The organism is Roseivirga sp. 4D4 (genome assembly GCF_001747095.1).
In the GTDB taxonomy this organism is placed as follows: Bacteria; Bacteroidota; Bacteroidia; order Cytophagales; family Cyclobacteriaceae; genus Roseivirga.
In genome coordinates, this window is sequence record NZ_MDGP01000001.1 from 1,313,706 (window position 1) to 1,331,982 (window position 18,277).

At 41.3% G+C, this 18,277-nt stretch carries 15 protein-coding genes and 1 tRNA gene; 5 read left to right on the top strand and 11 right to left on the bottom strand.

Annotation, left to right across the window (positions count from 1 at the left end):
• Nucleotides 1-173 precede the first annotated feature (173 nt).
• A tRNA-Met gene (locus BFP97_RS05675) sits at nucleotides 174-247 on the bottom strand.
• A gap of 221 nt (nucleotides 248-468) precedes the next feature.
• On the opposite strand from BFP97_RS05675, the gene BFP97_RS05680 reads away from it, so the two are divergent.
• A complete protein-coding gene (locus BFP97_RS05680; RefSeq protein ID WP_139135199.1) occupies nucleotides 469-903 on the top strand; it encodes a hypothetical protein in 435 nt (144 codons plus the stop codon).
• Nucleotides 904-950: 47 nt separating this feature from the next.
• Here the strand turns inward: BFP97_RS05680 and rplT are convergent, their stop codons facing one another.
• From rplT to BFP97_RS05725, 9 genes are all read right to left on the bottom strand, one after another.
• Nucleotides 951-1,298: a 50S ribosomal protein L20 gene (gene rplT / locus BFP97_RS05685; protein ID WP_069841483.1), complete on the bottom strand. Its 348-nt coding sequence runs from the start codon at nucleotides 1,296-1,298 to the stop codon at nucleotides 951-953.
• Nucleotides 1,299-1,385: 87 nt separating this feature from the next.
• The gene (rpmI, locus tag BFP97_RS05690; RefSeq protein WP_069841484.1) at nucleotides 1,386-1,580 is read right to left on the bottom strand and encodes a 50S ribosomal protein L35; all 195 of its coding nucleotides are present in this window, start codon (nucleotides 1,578-1,580) and stop codon (nucleotides 1,386-1,388) included.
• A gap of 18 nt (nucleotides 1,581-1,598) precedes the next feature.
• Entirely contained in the window at nucleotides 1,599-2,144 is a 546-nt protein-coding gene (infC, locus tag BFP97_RS05695; RefSeq protein WP_069841485.1) for a translation initiation factor IF-3, read from the bottom strand.
• A gap of 92 nt (nucleotides 2,145-2,236) precedes the next feature.
• Nucleotides 2,237-4,189: a threonine--tRNA ligase gene (gene thrS / locus BFP97_RS05700; RefSeq protein WP_069841486.1), complete on the bottom strand. Its 1,953-nt coding sequence runs from the start codon at nucleotides 4,187-4,189 to the stop codon at nucleotides 2,237-2,239.
• A 105-nt stretch (nucleotides 4,190-4,294) separates the two neighbouring features.
• Nucleotides 4,295-6,802: a DUF5686 and carboxypeptidase-like regulatory domain-containing protein gene (locus tag BFP97_RS05705; protein WP_069841487.1), complete on the bottom strand. Its 2,508-nt coding sequence runs from the start codon at nucleotides 6,800-6,802 to the stop codon at nucleotides 4,295-4,297.
• A gap of 82 nt (nucleotides 6,803-6,884) precedes the next feature.
• On the bottom strand, nucleotides 6,885-7,568 hold the full coding sequence (locus BFP97_RS05710; protein ID WP_255399360.1) for a TrmH family RNA methyltransferase: 684 nt from the start codon (nucleotides 7,566-7,568) through the stop codon (nucleotides 6,885-6,887).
• A gap of 153 nt (nucleotides 7,569-7,721) precedes the next feature.
• Nucleotides 7,722-10,481 carry a DNA gyrase/topoisomerase IV subunit A gene (locus BFP97_RS05715; RefSeq protein ID WP_083262447.1) on the bottom strand — a complete coding sequence of 920 codons (2,760 nt, stop codon included), beginning with the start codon at nucleotides 10,479-10,481 and terminating at the stop codon, nucleotides 7,722-7,724.
• Between the two features lie 6 nt (nucleotides 10,482-10,487).
• Complete coding sequence (locus tag BFP97_RS05720) at nucleotides 10,488-12,353, bottom strand: DNA topoisomerase IV subunit B (protein ID WP_069841488.1); 1,866 nt, start codon at nucleotides 12,351-12,353, stop codon at nucleotides 10,488-10,490.
• Between the two features lie 149 nt (nucleotides 12,354-12,502).
• Nucleotides 12,503-12,973, bottom strand: coding sequence for a hypothetical protein (locus BFP97_RS05725; RefSeq protein ID WP_069841489.1), 471 nt, complete (start codon nucleotides 12,971-12,973; stop codon nucleotides 12,503-12,505).
• Nucleotides 12,974-13,110: 137 nt separating this feature from the next.
• Here BFP97_RS05725 and BFP97_RS05730 point away from each other — a divergent pair, with 137 nt between their 5' ends.
• From BFP97_RS05730 to BFP97_RS05740, 3 genes are read left to right on the top strand one after another with little or no spacing between them, the layout of a single operon-like run.
• Entirely contained in the window at nucleotides 13,111-14,337 is a 1,227-nt protein-coding gene (locus tag BFP97_RS05730; RefSeq protein WP_069841490.1) for a sterol desaturase family protein, read from the top strand.
• A gap of 35 nt (nucleotides 14,338-14,372) precedes the next feature.
• Nucleotides 14,373-15,614, top strand: a complete 1,242-nt coding sequence (locus BFP97_RS05735; protein WP_069841491.1) for a sterol desaturase family protein — start codon at nucleotides 14,373-14,375, stop codon at nucleotides 15,612-15,614.
• 1 nt (nucleotide 15,615) lies between these two features.
• Nucleotides 15,616-15,984 carry a hypothetical protein gene (locus BFP97_RS05740; protein ID WP_069841492.1) on the top strand — a complete coding sequence of 123 codons (369 nt, stop codon included), beginning with the start codon at nucleotides 15,616-15,618 and terminating at the stop codon, nucleotides 15,982-15,984.
• A gap of 257 nt (nucleotides 15,985-16,241) precedes the next feature.
• Here the strand turns inward: BFP97_RS05740 and BFP97_RS05745 are convergent, their stop codons facing one another.
• Nucleotides 16,242-17,099 (bottom strand): S1 RNA-binding domain-containing protein, encoded by an 858-nt coding sequence (locus BFP97_RS05745; RefSeq protein ID WP_069841493.1) that lies wholly within the window; start codon nucleotides 17,097-17,099, stop codon nucleotides 16,242-16,244.
• 48 nt (nucleotides 17,100-17,147) lie between these two features.
• On the opposite strand from BFP97_RS05745, the gene BFP97_RS05750 reads away from it, so the two are divergent.
• Nucleotides 17,148-18,254, top strand: a complete 1,107-nt coding sequence (locus tag BFP97_RS05750; protein WP_069841494.1) for a hypothetical protein — start codon at nucleotides 17,148-17,150, stop codon at nucleotides 18,252-18,254.
• Nucleotides 18,255-18,277 lie beyond the last annotated feature (23 nt).

Consider the following 18,277-nt stretch of genomic DNA (forward strand, 5'->3'; position numbering starts at 1 on the left):
AGGCTAAAAAATCGCTTGATGAAATAATATATGACTTATTTATTACATAACAAACCGCATACCTAATGAGCAGTCTTTTGTCATGAATGATCGCATTCACAATTGATTTAATGCACTTACAATCATTTGATTGGTTATCAAAAAAGCCCGGCTCAAATAGAACCGGGCTTTAGTAGCGAAGACGGGAGTTGAACCCGTGACCTCAGGGTTATGAATCCTGCGCTCTAACCAACTGAGCTACCTCGCCATGTTGGTATAATCAATGACACTCCTTGGCATGACATTGATCCAAAATTGATTGTGTACCCTTGCTCAGTTCTGAGCATTGCCTGCCGCAGGCAGGTACCTCGCCATTTTTGGAGGTGCAAAGATATGTATTCATCGTTTGAAAACACAACATATATTGACACCTTTTTTCAAAAATTCTATGTCAATATGACGATACTTGTAAGGACAAAATAAATCGCTATGAAAAAGCTCATTTCAATACTCTTCACTACCCTTTTTCTCTTATCTGCCTGCATGTCCGTGGATAGACAAACATCTAGTTCACCTATCACTGATGACGAAGTGAACTCTGTTGCTTTGGATTTCTTTGTAGCGCTTGGGACTGGCGACACAACACTGATGAGCTCAATACTTACAGAAGACTTCGAAATGTTCGAACATGATGTGATTTGGAATACCGATAGCCTTCTATCTCTAATGCCAAACACTTTAGGCCGAAAGTGGTCCATCTTAGATCCAGTGATTCAGTCCGAAGGCTCTTTAGCTCACCTCTACTATTTTAATCAAGGCATCACTCCCAGCGACAGATCCTGGTATGAGAGCATGCTTCTGGAAAAGTCAGATGAGGGCTTAAAAATCAAATTCATGCATTCTACCAAACTGTATCTAAAATAAAAAACCCCGACTTTCTCAAGTCGGGGTTCTTAAAGCAGTAAGCTATCTTACTTATTTACTTTCTTGATTACAGCTTCAAAAGCCTCTGGGTGGTTCATTGCCAAATCAGCAAGTACCTTTCTATTCAACTCGATACCAGACTGGCCAAGTTTTCCCATAAACTGAGAGTATGACATTCCGTGAAGTCTCGCCCCAGCATTGATTCTCTGGATCCAAAGCTTTCTAAACTCTCTTTTCTTAGCTTTTCTGTCTCTGTAAGAATATACGAGACCTTTTTCAACGGCATTTTTTGCTACCGTCCAAACATTCTTTCTTCTTCCCCAATAGCCTTTGGCCTGCTTGAGGATTCTTTTTCTTTTAGCTCTTGAAGCTACTGTGTTAACTGATCTAGGCATTTTTCTAAGTTTTTGATTTTTGGCGTCCTACTTTCGAAGGTTCTTAAGACCAAAACTCCGGTTAAACATGAAACCTTTAATGGTTTTTTAAATGTTGAGCATGTGCTTAACGTTCTTCTCGTCAGATTTGTCTACCAAACCTGTACCAGTAAGATTACGCTTTTGCTTCGTCTCTTTCTTCGTCAGGATGTGGCTTTTGAAAGCATGCTTTCTTTTGATCTTGCCAGTACCTGTCAATTTGAAACGTTTCTTCGCTCCTGATTTAGTTTTTACTTTAGGCATTATATAATTATTTATTAATTATTTCTTAGTCGCCTTGGGGGCTAAAAAGAGAAACATTCTCTTACCCTCAAGTTTTGGTAATTGCTCCACCTTAGCATACTCTTCTAAAGCCTGAGCAAATTTTAAGAGTAAGATTTCTCCTCTCTCTTTGTATACAATGGTTCTTCCTTTAAAGTGAACATAGGCTTTTACCTTAGCTCCCTCTTTTAGGAAGTTGATTGCATGCTTTAATTTGAAGTCGAAATCATGATCATCTGTATTGGGTCCGAATCTGATTTCTTTCAGAACAGTCTTAGCAGCTTTGGCTTTAATCTCCTTTTGCTTCTTTTTCTGCTCGTATTTAAACTTCGAGTAATCAATTACTTTACAAACCGGTGGTACCGCTTTCGGTGAGATTTCTACAAGGTCTAAACTCTGCTCGCGTGCCATTTCTAAGGCCTTACTTAGCGGAAACACACCTTGTTCTACATTTTCTCCTACAACACGAACCTCGCGTGCAGTTATCTTACCGTTTACTTTATATGGCTCTTCTACCCTTCCTCTCGGGGGATAGCGCCTTCTCATTTTAGCGATTTTTACCTCCTTGTTTTATCAAAATGACTGCAAATATCGGCAATATTTTCTAATAACCAATACTCACGTTTTTTATTAAATTATTATTGCTGCCCCATTGAGGCAGCCTTTTCTTTAGCAAAATAGGAAATGAAATCATCGATTTTAAAACTTCCTACATCACCCTGTCCGTGGCGCCTAACAGAAACTGCATTTTCCTCAGCTTCTTTTTCACCAACAATAAGCATGATTGGAATCTTTTTTACCTCAGCATCTCTGATTTTTCTTCCGATTTTTTCATCACGGTGATCCACAAATCCTGTGATATCTTCTGACTCTAAAAGCTTGTAAAGACTTTGAGCATAATCAGCATACTTTTCTGAAATAGGAAGAATAGCAACCTGATCTGGTGTTAGCCAAAGCGGAAACTCACCTCCACAATGTTCAATCAGCACGGCCACAAATCGTTCCATCGAACCAAAAGGTGCTCTGTGAATCATTACCGGTCTATGCTTCTGGTTATCAGAACCTGTATATTCTAGTTCGAACCTTTCTGGCAATGTATAGTCAACTTGAATGGTTCCTAATTGCCACTTCCTACCCAATGCGTCCTTCACCATAAAGTCCAGCTTAGGTCCGTAGAAAGCAGCCTCACCTAGTTCAGTGACTGTATTTAAACCTTTCTCTTCAGAAGCTTCGATGATTGCTCGCTCTGCTAGCTCCCAGTTTTCATCCGTACCTATGTACTTCTCTTTGTTCTCTGGATCTCTCAAAGAAATCTGAGCGGTAAAGTCTTCAAAGCCAAGTGACTCGAAAACATAGAGTACTAAATCGATCACTTTGATAAACTCACCTTTTACCTGCTCTTGCATGCAGAAAATGTGGGCATCATCCTGAGTAAAACCCCTAACCCTTGTCAGACCATGAAGCTCTCCACTTTGCTCATATCGATAAACCGTCCCAAATTCAGCATAGCGAATCGGAAGGTCTTTATAAGATCTTGGTTGCGATTTATAAATCTCACAGTGATGAGGACAGTTCATTGGCTTCAACAAGAACTCTTCTCCTTCATGCGGTGTAGTGATCGGCTGGAAAGAATCAGCTCCATACTTTTCATAGTGACCAGAAGTCACATATAAGTTTTTATGACCGATGTGTGGTGTAACCACAGGATCGTATCCAGATCTAACCTGAGCCTTTCTCATAAAGGATTCGAGGCGTTCTCGCAGCTTAGCCCCTTTTGGTAACCACAATGGAAGCCCCATCCCCACTTTTTCTGAGAAAGTAAATAGCTCTAGTTCTTTACCGAGCTTTCTATGATCCCGCTTCTTTGCTTCTTCAAGCATGTGCAGATACTCTGTAAGTTCCTTCTGCTTAGGGAAAGTAATTCCATATATACGGGTCAGTTGCTTTCTGGTCTCATCACCTCTCCAATAGGCCCCTGCCACACTTAACAACTTAATTGCTTTGATAGAACCAGTATGAGGAATATGAGGGCCACGACAAAGATCCGTGAAGTTTCCTTGCTGATAGAAGGTAATGTTACCATCTTCAAGTCCCTCGAGGAGCTCTAGCTTGTACTCATCACCTTTCTCTTCAAAATAGCGCACGGCCTCCTCTTTAGAAATATCCTTTCTTTCGTAAACATTCTTCTGGCGAGCCAACTCTAACATCTTTTTCTCGATCACATCGAGATGTGCTGCATCAAATTCCTGATCACCAAAGTCGACATCATAGTAATAGCCATGCTCAATGGATGGACCAATACCAAGCTTCACTCCTGGATAGAGCGCTTCTAATGCCTCAGCCATTAAGTGTGCTGAAGAGTGCCAAAAGGTCGATTTACCATCTTGGTCGTTCCAGGTGAGTAGTTTTACCGTAGCGTCTTGATCTATGGTTCGATTGGCGTCCCAAACCTCTCCATTTACTTCAGCAGCCAGTACATTTCTGGCTAATCCTTCACTAATACTTAAAGCGACATCCATCGCTGATAATCCCTTGGCGTATTCTCTGATACTACCGTCAGGTAAGGTGATTTTTATTTGCTCTTGGCTCATTTTAATCGGTACCTGCTGCTACAAACCAACAGGATTTATTAAAATCAAATTTTGCGAATGCAAATATGCAATAATAATTACTGAAAAGGCTCTTTATTGATTGATTTAGAGCGATAAATTGAAACTGAGTTTGATACTTGTTCTATCCACTCCTGGGTTTTCCAAATAGGTCAGTCTACGGATGAAATCTACTCTGAAAACTTTGAATATGTTTTCAACACCCAAACCTACCTCGGCAAAAGGCCTTCCATTTTCAAGTACATTGAAAAAAGGCAGATCATTGCCACCTTCATCGGTTCTAATTTGAGCGTCTAAAGTGCTCTGACTTACACCACCAAAGAGTACATTACCAGTACCAACAAGCCTCCACTTCAGTTTTCTGAGCAACGGTATTCTATTGAAGACAAAGCCCTCAAAGCTATGCTGATATCGAAGGGAAGCAAAAGACTGACTGACGAACTCGTAGAAGTTCATAGTATTGAAGGCGATATCAGTGTATACGAATTGCTCATTGCCGATATGCGCAGTCAATAGCGGGTAAGGTACATCATCGAAAATATGTCCAGCGTTTACTTGATATCTTGAAACTCCCCAAAAGCCTAATTTGATTCTTTGTGAAACGCCAAAATTGATCTTGTTGTACTCAAAGTCTCCACCCAGCGTTTTGAAGCCTCTTGTATAGGAAAGTAAGAAGATAGGCCATCTGAGCGTACCCAAACTGAAACGGTTGTTATCATTGACCAAGAAAGTCTCGTCTCTGGCAAACTTGAGTCTGATGGTTGCTTCAGCTGTCTCAAAATCAGACGCCAGCGGTGCATCAACCCTGTTGAAATCTGTGCTATACCTGAAATTAAATTCAGGATTGTAGTTTTGTTTCTTCAACTGAATGGCTGCTGAAAAGGATCTTGAGAATTGCCTGAAACCTTCGATTTGATACCTTTCATATCTAAAAGGCCTTACAAGATTCCCCAATTGGGTCAAAGCCAAAAAGGCACTCCCATCCGATAGTGAGGTAACAGCATCAGGTTGAATTCCGAATTGATCCAGATCATTCCGATAACTTAAGTTGAGTGTTGTCCACTTCTCTCGGTTCAGAATTACATTCGCTCCAACACCGTATTTAAATCGCTCGTCATCAAATCCATAGGCACCATAGCCATTGAACTGCCACTTACGACTGAAGTTTTCATTCGTTCTACCGCCAAGTCGAAGTCTCACGCCTTCTACATCATTGATACCGAAAACAAAAGGCCATGGGCCCAAGTCTAACTTTCCAACTTCAAAATATCCCCTTGCAACGGTTTTGAGAATGTTGGTCCAGGTTTTCACAAACCTGATGTTGTTCAACGAATCTATCATCGCCATTACATTGACCTCTGTATCACTCAACTTGTCGTGACGGCTGTTCTTCCAGAAGTCTTCATCAGTATATCGGGCATCTTCGGCTAGTTCTACTGTTCTTTCAAAAAACCTAGTAGGCTTAGGTTCGGTAATCTTGATGTTCTTGTTGGACGTGTAGAATTTGGCAAGGAATCCAGCAGACTTCTTTGTGATTTCCGAAGCATCAATCAATACTCTGGATTTAATGGGTAACCAGGCACCAGCTTCGGTTCTCTCTAGTTCTTGCTGAATTTTGATTCTATCAATAAAATTCAAGTTGGCCGTTGGCTGCATTGTTGCATCAATCTGCTTGACCGCATAATCTTCTTTACTAATCCACAGTTTCCCAAAGAATGCTAACTCCTGATCATTCTTAGGTTTAAAGTCAAGTAGATAAACAAACTCATCTCCCAGATAAAGGCTATCCTGAAGTTCATAATCATAGATAATTCGCCATGCATCCCCAATAGGCGAAGCAAACTCCTTCTCTACAATGTTCATTCTGTTTTGATAGAAATTATACTCTTGAAAAGAAGAACCAATGATCTGAGAAATCAGCGACCCATCTTCAATGGCCACACCTTTTATTCGAGTTTTTTGAATCTCCTCCTTTTGTAACCTTGGATCATCACGATAATAAAACTTAGAGAGTGATTCTGATATAAACAATGGCAAGATGGGTTTCCCATCCTCACCGGCTATCACTTCAATGGAATCTAGTACTGCAGTAATCTTCTGCATGTACTTCTTTTGCCTCAACTGCTCAGAGATATTATCTACATCTATCTGAATCTTATTATAACTCTCGTATTCATAGGCATCTAGTGTTCTCTTATCGTTCTTGCTCTTGTTTTTGATCACCGAACGCATGATGGCAAAAGCAGGGTTCTCCTGCTTTCTTGCAAACACCACAAAGTCATCTAGGCTTTTTGCTTCTGGGGTCAATTGGAAATTGATCGTTTGAGTGATCCCTTTTTGATAAACCTTATACTTAGTTTCATAACCTATGAAGGAAACCAATAAGGTATCTGAGGCCGCATCTCCTTCAATTCGGTAGAAGCCGTCAAAATCTGTCGGAGAACCTACAGCAGTACCTTTGATTACAACACTGGCAAATGGAATAGGGTCACCACTTTCGGCATCTGTCACTTTACCCTCAATCACTGTTTGTGCTTGGAGCGTGTAAACTAAGGAGAGTAAAATGGTAAGAGATAAAAGTATTCTCAGTTTCAAAGTGGCGTGTTTTTAATTACAAACTCTTCTTTAACGCAATAAAGAGATAAAAAGTCAGGGTAAGGCTAATTTAATTCTGTTGTTAACTCTTAGAATTCTGAGAATGTTCCCTCATGAAATTATTTATATGAATATCTGATCGTTTCACTATTCTAGAATACCATTCAAGTTTCAATTCTTCTTTCTCATCTTCTGTCAATTGCCAGACGATATTGCTACTTTTTAGTCTTGAGACTAATTCTTGGAGCAACAACGCTGCACTCACCGAAATATTAAATGATTCGGTGAACCCGTACATCGGTATGTGAACCAATTCATCTACCTGCTCTTTTGCATACTCCGTCAAGCCCTCTAGTTCCGTACCAAAAACGATGGCAGTTTTCTGACTTATATCTAGTTCGTGGATAGATGCAACTTCCTTAGATGGGGTTGTCCCAACTATGCGATAATTTTTCTTTTTCAGGTCGAGAAAGCATTTAGCGGTACTTTCCTCCTCTCGCTCATACTTGTACTGGCTCACCCATTTGGATGCTCCTCTGACCACATTAGGATTCACCTCATAGTCATGCAAGCGCTGGGTAATGTATAAGTCCTGTATGCCGAAGCAATCGCAAGTTCGCATCACAGCACTCGCGTTCTGGGCATGATAGATGTCCTCCAATACGACCGTAAGATGACGTGTTCTTTGGGAAAGGACTTCATCTATGGTGGCTACCTTATGAGGAGTCACATACTCCTCCAACATATCAATTATTTGTTTCCTCAAGGTGTGGTCATTAAAAAAAGAAAGCCGTTGACAAAAAGGCCAACAGCTTCGGAAGATGAACAAACAATATTTTAACAACCTTAGAACGGCTGTTCAAGACCGTCTGAATTAAAGACAATCCATATTGTTGACACCCTTACCGAGCATTAACTCTTAAAACAATTCTATCGTGTCCCCTACATTATAATTACCTGCACCACCTTTGTCATCATCCTTCTTTTCTGGTGCTGGCTTTGGTTTTTCCGTTTTTGGTGTTTCAGGAGCCTTCTTTTCTTCTACTGGCTTTTCCTCCTTTGGTTCAGCCGGCTCCTTTTCGACTGGAGTCTTTTCCGCTTCAACCTTTGGCACTGAAGTTACCTCCTCTTCAGCTTCAGTTTCTGGTGCTGACTCTCCTTCCGCAGCGGACTTGTCATTTCCACCAAGAAGTACCACCTTTTTAACATTATGAGGTGATAGCTTATTACCGGTAGCCCTCCAGCCTTTGACATCAATGAGCATGTCCATATCAAAGACCGTGGTTTTTCTTTCTCTAGAGCCCTTCACTGTGTAATGCACCTCAATTTGTGCATCCTGAAGTGTCGTTGCCAGAAGTAGCTTCGAGCCTTTCTCCTCACTTATGAACATGAACTTCTTATCCTTAGTGGAAGTCTCTACTTGAAAACGTTTCACATAATGTGTTCCAGTAGCGGCATCATAGTGAATGGCAGAGATGACTCCTTCTGGATCGAATTTATGGATATAGTGAATCTTTGGTGGATCGTATCGATTACTTAAGTCGAATGAGGTCAATTCGTACTCTCCATTATTGTAAATCACCAATACCTTATCATCGGCCTGAAAGTTACCCAAATGGGTTCCTCGTTCATCACGATTCAATCGACCGACAGACTCATCATACCAGATATCTAATCCACCGAGAGTCGAACGGCCTTCCATCTTGAGCTGAATCTTTCTTACTGGGTACTTAGTGACGATGTTTCCACCAGAGCCTCTTCCTTTGATGTCGATATCGGCAAAGTTGAAATCGAATACTTTCACCCTGGCCTTAGCACCCGAAGTCAGATAAACCGTGACTAGCTCCGCTTCACCATTAGCGTTTGCGGTGAAATAGAGTGTCTTTGAGCCTCTTTCACCTTTGGTTAGATCATATTCACGATCTCTGGTAACACCCAAAACCTGGAAGCGCTTCACCATGGTTCGACCCGACTTACCATCGAGATACATCATGTTGTAGACCATACGCTCATCGTTCTTCTTAAACACACCAGCCCACAGGATGTCCTTACCAACAAAGATCTTGTCTGAGATTCGCACAACCTGAAACTTTCCGTCAGCTCTGAAAACGATGATATCATCAATGTCCGAGCATTCGCAGACGAACTCGTCCTTCCTTAGTCCATAACCAATAAAGCCATCCTTTCGGTTTACGTAAAGTTTGGCGTTGTTAGCCGCCACCACTGCAGCCTTGATATTCTCGAAAGACTTGATTTCTGTCTTACGCTCACGTCCCTTTCCATACTTCTCAAGAAGTCGTTGGAAATAAGAGATGGCATACTCTACCAGATTCTTTAGGTTATGTTCTACCTCTGCAAGCTCTTCTGTGAGCTTTCGCATGAGCTCATCCGCCTTAAAGGCATCAAATCTGGAGATTCGCTTGATCTTGATTTCGGTAAGTCGAACAATGTCTTCAGTGGTAATCTCTCGATAAAACTCTTTCTTAAAAGGATCTAGCCCCCTATCAATAGTTTCTAAAACCGACTCCCAAGTTTCACACTCCTCGATATCGCGATAGATGCGATTCTCGATAAAGATTTTTTCCAAAGAACTGAATAGAATCTTCTCTAAGAGTTCAGCCTTGCGGATTTCCAGTTCCTGCCTTAGCAGTTCTACGGTCTGCTCAGTACAGACCTGGAGCATTTCCGTCACCGTGACAAAATGAGGCTTGTCTTTAATGATCACGCATGCATTTGGTGAAATGCTTGTCTCACAATCTGTAAAGGCGTACAAGGCATCAATGGTAATGTTAGGTGATTGACCTGAGGCTAATTCTATAAGGATTTCAACGTCCTCTGCCGTATTATCAACAACCTTCTTGATCTTGATTTTGCCCTTATCATTGGCCTTAATGATAGAGTCAATCAATCCAGTGGTTGTGGTACCAAACGGTATATCTTTAATTGCGATTGTCTTCTTATCGACCTCCTCTATTTTTGCCCTAACTTTTACCTTTCCTCCACGCTTTCCTTCATTGTACTCAGAAAAGTCAGCCATTCCCCCTGTCGGGAAATCTGGATAGATTTTCGGTTTCTTACCTTGAAGCACCTTAATAGAAGCTTGAATAAGCTCAATAAAGTTGTGCGGAAGCACTTTGGTTGAAAGCCCAACTGCAATACCTTCTACCCCTTGTGCAAGTAGAAGTGGAAATTTAACGGGAAGTGTTACTGGCTCTTTCTTACGTCCATCGTAAGATAGCTGCCATTCGGTAGTCTGTGGATTAAAAACTACCTCAAGGGCAAACTTCGAAAGTCTGGCTTCAATATACCTGGCTGCTGCTGCTCTGTCTCCAGTTCTAATATCTCCCCAGTTACCCTGAGTTTCAATCAGCAAGTCTTTCTGACCGATGTTTACGATGGCATCGCCAATGGAAGCATCTCCGTGAGGATGATACTGCATAGTCTGACCAATCACATTGGCCACCTTGTTGAACCTACCGTCATCCATCTCCTTCATGGAGTGTAGAATCCTTCTTTGAACCGGTTTCAGTCCATCTTCAATGGCAGGTACTGCTCTTTCAAGAATTACATATGATGCGTACTCAAGGAACCAACCTTCGTACATACCCGATACGGGAATCGCTTCCCTGATCTTTCCGTCTTCCTCGTTGCTTAAATCGTCAATAGTCTCGTCACTCATGCTAGTCTAAGCGGCCTCCTCAGCCAAGTCTTTCTCTATTCTTAGATTGTCGATAATAAAGTTTTGTCTGTCTGGTGTGTTCTTTCCCATGTAGAATTTCAACAGCTCCTGGATGCTCGTGTCTTTCTTGAGAATGATTGGCTCCAGTCTCATATCTTCACCAATAAAATTCTTGAATTCATCCGGAGAAATCTCACCAAGCCCTTTGAAGCGGGTGATTTCAGGTTTATTACCTAGTTTCATTATGGCACGCTGCCTTTCTTCATCGCTGTAGCAGTAAATCGTCTCCTTCTTGTTTCTCACCCTGAAAAGTGGGGTTTCCAAGATGTAGACATGCCCCCTTCTCACCAGGTCTGGGAAGAATTGCAAGAAATAGGTCAACAACAATAATCGTATGTGCATGCCATCAACATCGGCATCGGTAGCAATTACGATTTTGTCATAGCGAAGTCCTTCAAGTCCATCCTCTATATTGAGTGCATGCTGCAGGAGATTGAACTCTTCGTTCTCATAAACCACTTTTTTGGTCTGTCCAAAACAGTTCAATGGCTTTCCACGCAAACTGAAAACCGCTTGGGTTTGTACATTCCTTGATTTGGTAATCGATCCACTAGCAGAATCTCCTTCTGTGATAAAAAGCGTAGTTGCATTTCGCAGCTCCTCATCCTTTTTAGTATCGTTAAGGTGCACTCTGCAATCCCTCAACTTCTTATTGTGAAGGTTTGCTTTTTTGGCCCTTTCATTGGCCAATTTCTTAATGCCCGCAATCTCTTTACGTTCGCGTTCTGACTGTAGAATACGTTTCAACAAGGCATCGGCCACTGCTTGATTCTTATGGAGATAATCATCAAGGGCTTTTTTCACAAAGTCGTTCACAAAAGTCCTCATGGTAGGTCCATCGGGAGCAACATTCTGAGAACCTAACTTAGTTTTGGTCTGCGATTCAAAGACTGGCTCTTGTACTCTCACCGCAATAGCACCAACTATCGAAGCTCTGATATCGGATGCATCAAAATTCTTATTGTAAAACTCTCTTAAGGTCTTAACAACTGCTTCGCGAAGGGCCGCCTGATGCGTACCTCCCTGTGTAGTATACTGACCATTTACAAATGAATAATAATCTTCTCCGTATTGATTGGTATGAGATAAGGCGAGTTCTATGTCATCACCCTTCAGATGAATAATTGGGTACCTTAGGTTGTCTTCATCAGTTTTTCTCGATAGCAGGTCAAATAGTCCCTTTTCGGAGTGATACTTTTCTCCATTGAAATTGATGGTGAGCCCTGCATTCAGGAAGCAATAGTTCCAAATGAGATCATCTAAGTATTGGGGAATGAAGTGGTAATTCTTGAAAACCGTGTCGTCTGGCTTAAATACGATTTGAGTACCATTTCTACCACTGCTTTTAATCTCCTTTGCATCATTAGTAATCTCACCTCGCTCAAATTCGGCAATTTTGGTCATGCCATCGCGGTAAGACTGTACTTTGAAATAAGTGGACAAGGCATTCACTGCTTTGGTACCTACCCCATTAAGACCCACAGACTTTTGAAAAGCTCCTGAGTCATACTTTCCACCGGTGTTGATCTTGGAAACGCAGTCGACTACTTTACCCAGAGGAATACCTCTTCCATAGTCTCTAACTTCGACTTTGTGTTCGGAAACTTTGACATCGATGGTTTTTCCGAAACCCATCATATGTTCATCGATACTATTATCGACAACTTCTTTTACCAATACGTAAATGCCATCATCTTGAGCCGATCCATCGCCAAGCTTCCCAATGTACATCCCGGGTCTTAGTCTAATGTGCTCTTTCCAATCGAGGGACCGAATGCTATCTTCGGTATAATTCGCTACTTGATTCGCCATTCAAAATTTCAAAACAAAAAGGTTCTAAATCAACCGTGCTCATTAGCACAAAATTGAAAGCGGAATTTAGAATTAAAAATCTAGAAATGCACGTCAATAAGCCAGCTTCCGAAGAAGCAATTGCTCATGCTCTGATAATGAGAAGATTACTAATTTCTTCGTTTGCCAAGTATGACTGCCAGGTAAAAGAACCAACCCAAAATCAATATAGGTCCTAAGTAAACATAAAAGCCTAGAGTCTTGATATTGTAGTCTGCCGACATGTTCATTAAACCAAGGAAAACAAGTATCAAACTGAAGAACAAATTGAGTACCCCTGCAAAACCTTTAATCCATGTTATAAGGTCTTTCTTCAGAGATCGATTTCTGATCCCCTTACCATCTTCTGTCGTATCGATTTTCTTGAGTACTCTTGTGAAATAATAGCAAACTACGTTAGCCAGAAGAAAGATGGCCATGGCTCCGAAAAAGTAGGTATTCTTGTTGGCTGTACCGAGCGCATCCCCAGCAGGATCAAACCTGTAATTTACCTGACTGGCCATAAAGGCATAAGACCAGATCAAAGCTCCAGTAAATAATAAAATCGTCACATTTCTGAAGAACCCTATAAACTTATCCATTGCTCACTATTAATCGAGCGCGAAGATAATTAATAGAACCGGTTTCATGGTATATCAATTTAATATTCGGTGATTGCGGCAACCTCTTAAGAGAGATTAGAGTCTTTAACCAAGACACTTTACATAATAGTTGGTCAATGAGCATTAACCCATCTGTAATTGCTATCCCTGTTTACTTTCTTCTGATAGGCATCGAATTCATCATTCACAGGGTTAATGCTACCAAATCTTACAACCTAAAGGATGCCATGACCAACATCAATTGTGGTGTTGTATCTCAGATTACTGGAGCCTTCCTCATGGTTATACTTTTTAATGCTTACACCTACATGGAAGCCAATTATGGACTTTTCCACATTCCTATGGTATGGTGGGCATTCCCTGTAGCCTTTATCACCTTTGACTTTATGTACTACTGGGCACATAGATTGAGTCATGAAATCAATCTTTTTTGGGGAGGTCACAGCGTGCACCATCAAAGTGAGGAGTACAATCTTTCAGTGGCGCTCAGACAAAGTTCAACCCAGATTCTTTGGACCTTTCTGTTCTATTTGCCCATCGCACTTTTGGGTGTTGATCCTATCGTGTTTATCGTTGCTCAGGGGATCAATTTGGTATACCAGTTCTGGATTCATACTGAGTCGATTTCTAAAATGCCCAAATGGTTCGAAGCTGTCTTTAATACGCCTTCTCATCACAGGGTACATCATGCCAGAAACCCAAAATACATTGATAAAAACCATGCAGGGACCTTAATCATTTGGGATAAGCTCTTTGGAAGTTTCGCGGCAGAAGAAGAAAGACCCCAATACGGCATCACAAAACCATTGAAAAGTTGGAATCCAGTCTGGGCAAACTTTGCACACTACACAGAGATTTATAAGAATCTCAAGAGAATTCCTAAACTGAAGGACAAGCTGAGGCTATTGGTGAACAAACCTGGCTGGCAACCTGAGTACCTGGGTGGCTATCAGCCTGCTCCTGAAATAGACCCTAACTATAAGAAGTTCCAAAACCGAACCTCTACCCGACTCAATCTCTATGTAATCATACAGTTTGTAGTGATTATGCTCACCACCCTCTCTTTCTTGTACTTTCTTACCGAGATGGATATTGCCCAAAAGGTAATATCAGCCATCTTGATCATCTTCTCTGTGGCCTCTTTTGGCCTTCTGTTTGAACATAGAAAATGGAGTCGAGGACTTGAAGTCATAAGAATTGTATTTATGTCCATCGGCTTTGTCTATATCTTCGGTGGTCTTAATCCGGGCTTCACATTGCTGATCATTGCCCTTGTATACCTCCTATCCTCATCTATTTGGTTTAAAACAACAAGGCAAAAAGCAGTTACCCTTTCGACCTGATTTACTCAGAATTCTTTTTTCATTAAGTTAGTGGAATGAGTCTGAACCCGACCGTCATTGCCATTCCTGTCTACTTCCTCCTCATCGGCATTGAATTGATCGTTCATCGCATCAAGGCAACTAAGTCATACCGACTGAACGATGCCATTGCGAATATCAATTGTGGCGTCACTTCTCAAGTCACCGGGGCCTTCCTCAAAGTGTTCTCCATTGGTTTCTATACTTACCTCTATGAGCATTTTCGATTTGAAACGATAGAAAACAGTGCCTTAACCTGGGTTATTGCCTTTATAGCCTACGACTTCTTTTACTACTGGGCACATCGGATGAGTCATCAAGTAAACTTGTTTTGGGGAGGGCATAGTGTGCACCATCAAAGCGAAGAATACAATCTCTCTGTAGCACTTAGGCAAAGCTCCACGCAGATCATTTGGACATCGCTTTTCTATACCCCCATGGCCTTTGCAGGCATCGATCCACTTGTACTCCTGTCGGTTTCTGGTTTCAACCTCCTTTATCAATTCTGGATTCATACCGAATCGATCGACAGACTTCCAAAATGGTTTGAAGCCGTGATGAATACACCTTCCCATCATCGAGTACATCATGCGAGAAACCCGAAATACATTGATAAGAATCATGCAGGAACATTTATCATATGGGATAAAATGTTCGGCACCTTCAAGGTGGAAGAAGAAAAACCTACTTACGGCATAACTAAGAACCTTAACAGTTGGAACCCCATTTGGGCTAATATAGCCCACTACTCAGACATGATTGCTGACATCAAACGTATCCCAAAATTCTCCGACAAACTGAAGTATGTTTTTCAAAAACCCGGATGGCTCCCTGAGAGTATGGGTGGGTATCGAGCTCCTTATGATGTCGATAGGAAAACCTATCAGAAGTATGATCTTCATGCGATCAAGGCTGTGAATGCCTATGTCTTTATGCACTATGTTATTCTTTTAGCTGGAACAGCATTCTTTCTCTTCAATATGGCTCGTTTTGATGAAAGCCTCCTAGAGAAATCAGCCGTGGCTGGCTTAATCATTATTTCTACCGTAAGTTTTGGTGGCTTATTTGAATCTAGAAGCTGGGCCTTGCCTCTGGAAATCCTTAGGCTATTTCTTGTTCCGGTAACACTCCTTTACTTTCTGACCAATTTTGACCTGTCTCCGATAACGATAACGGCAACATTGGTATTTATCTTTGGGTCATTGTTTTGGTTACTGAAGACCCGATCAGTAACTTCGCAGGCTGTGAAAAACAGCTAATATGAAGCGCATATCTCTACTTATTACCTTCTTCATCATCATACTCACTGTAGGTTGTTCAAGCCCCACTGACTTGGGTGATTTCGATACCAAAAGGTGGAAGGAAGATATCAATGGTTGCAAGGGAGATCGTGCTGAAATGATTGACGAATTGGTCAAAGTGAAGTCGAAGTTTCTTGGTCTCTATCAGAAAGCCATCATTAAGTCGCTCGGGCAACCAGAAGACCAGGAGCTGTACAAGCGAAGCCAAACCTATTATGTCTACTATATCGATCCAGCCCCTGGTTGTGAAAGTAGTCCTGAAGAACCTAGAATTCTAGAGATGCGATTTACATCCCTTGGAATCGCTAACGAGGTGAATATCAAATAACTAACCAACTAATTATTTAGTAGAAAATAAGGTCATTCCGGAAATTAGAAGGGGATTATTTTTTCGTCTCTATTTTTTCCAGAATAATATTTCTCAAATCGAAAAAATTACATAAATTAAGATTTAATCAGATGAATAAGCTGATTGATTTATTGGCTTTCGTGCAATCGTTTTACTCGTTAAAATGGTAAGTCAGTAAAGATTAAAATTAGCTCAAAGTTAGTTTTAGTTTTATAGGTAGTTTAGGTGAAGGTTAGCTACTCCTCAGGCTGACCTTCCACTTTTTTAAGCCTAATCTGAAAATCAAAAATCTCGATCTTACCTGCCTTGTATAGGCCTCCCAAAATCTTCTTGAAATTTTTCTTACTCATGCCGAAAGCTTCCTTGATTTCCTCCGGACTACTTTTATCCCCCATTTCGAAAGTTCCCCCTTCCGCAACAAGGCGTTCCAGGACTTCAGAACTCATGTCTTTGACCGCTTCATAACCTTGCTTTCGAAGGGAAAGATCAATCTTACCATCTTCTCTTATTGTCTTAACAAAAGCCCTCTTTTCATCACCTATGCTGAGGTGTTCAAAAACCTCATTACTGTAAATCAATCCCTGACACATCTCATTGATCACCACTTTAAAACCCAGGTCAGTTCTTTGCCAAATATGTACTTTGACTTCATCACCTACAGCCAATTGGCAGGCGTTACTCAAAAAAGCTGAGATCTTGCTCGTACCGATCATACGATTAGTCTTATGATCCAGTAAGAGTCTCACCAGGTAGGATCGTCCTTCGACCATCTCGATTGCCTGTTCCTTATTTGGGACGAACAGGTCTTTTTCAAGGCCAATATCCAGAAATGCACCAAAGTCAGTAACCTGCTTGACCCTTAAGCCAACCATATCCCCGATTTGGCCCTTCGGCATACGCGTAACCGCAATAGGGCGACTCATGTGATCGGTGTAAACAAATACCTCCAGCTCATCACCTATCTCATATGCCTCAGGCAAGTATTTGGTGGGAATTAGAATTTCATCTGCCAAGTCTTCCCCATCATTCAAGTAACAGCCAAAGTCTACTGCACGAGCGATCTTTAACTTCTGAATTTTTCCTATCTCTATCATTTAAAGTCTCTTCGTCTTTGTATTTTCACTAAATACACGCACAAAGGTATGATTAAAAAGGTCTTCGAATCTACATATCACAATATTCTGACCAGGTCAGTTTTAATACTCTACCTACTAGTAATCAATGTACTTCTATGCCAAGGGCAGAAACCAAAACCTTATTTAGCCTCAGAAAGCTTTAATGAGTCTATAAGAGGAAATGATCGCCTCAGGATCGTCTTTTATAATGTTGAAAACCTCTTTGACTACTTCGATGACTCTACCAAAATGGATGAGGAGTTTTTGCCTAACCGTGGAAGGTATTGGACAAAAGCTCGATACCAGACCAAACAAAATCGCCTGGCCCAGACTATCATGGCGCTCGGAGGTTGGGAACCACCTGGATTGATTGGACTTTGCGAAATAGAAAACCGCTACGTCCTGAATAGTCTGACTGCTTTTACTGCTTTAAAAAATGCGGGTTATGAGGTTATTCATCAAGACTCTCACGATAATCGCGGTATTGATGTGGCGGCCATATATAGACCTGACAAGTTTGAATTGATCAACTATGAATATTACACAGTAAAGTTCCCATTCGATACTGCTAACCGAACCAGAGATATTCTCCATGTCATTGGAAAACTACCCAACCAAGATACTTTACACTTTTTTGTTAATCATTGGCCCTCTAAATATGGAGGCGAATTTGAAACAGCACCTAAGCGTATGTATGCAGCTCAATTTCTTCGAGGCAAAGTAGATTCTTTGCTCTCAATAAACCCCGAAACCTTAATTGTGCTGACTGGTGACTTCAATGATGAGCCACAAGAGGATAGCATTATAAAAGGCCTGGCGGTAAATAATGACCTCAGTGAATTAAAGTCCACAGACCTTTACAACCTGATGTACCCAATTCGCTTCAAGACAGGGACGCACAGCTTTCAGAACAAATGGAGTATCATTGATCAGTTTATTGTTTCAGGCAACCTGTTGGATGTTTCTGCCAATACTTCCATCCTGGGACAAACCGCACAAGTCTTCGATATGCCCTTTTTACTTACCGAAGGTGCCACCGGAGCGACTAGACCCTTGCGAACATATCAAGGCCCGAAATACATTGGTGGCTACAGCGACCACCTCCCCATTCTATTGGACTTAGTATTAAAATAGTGCCGTTTTTAGTAGATTTCGAC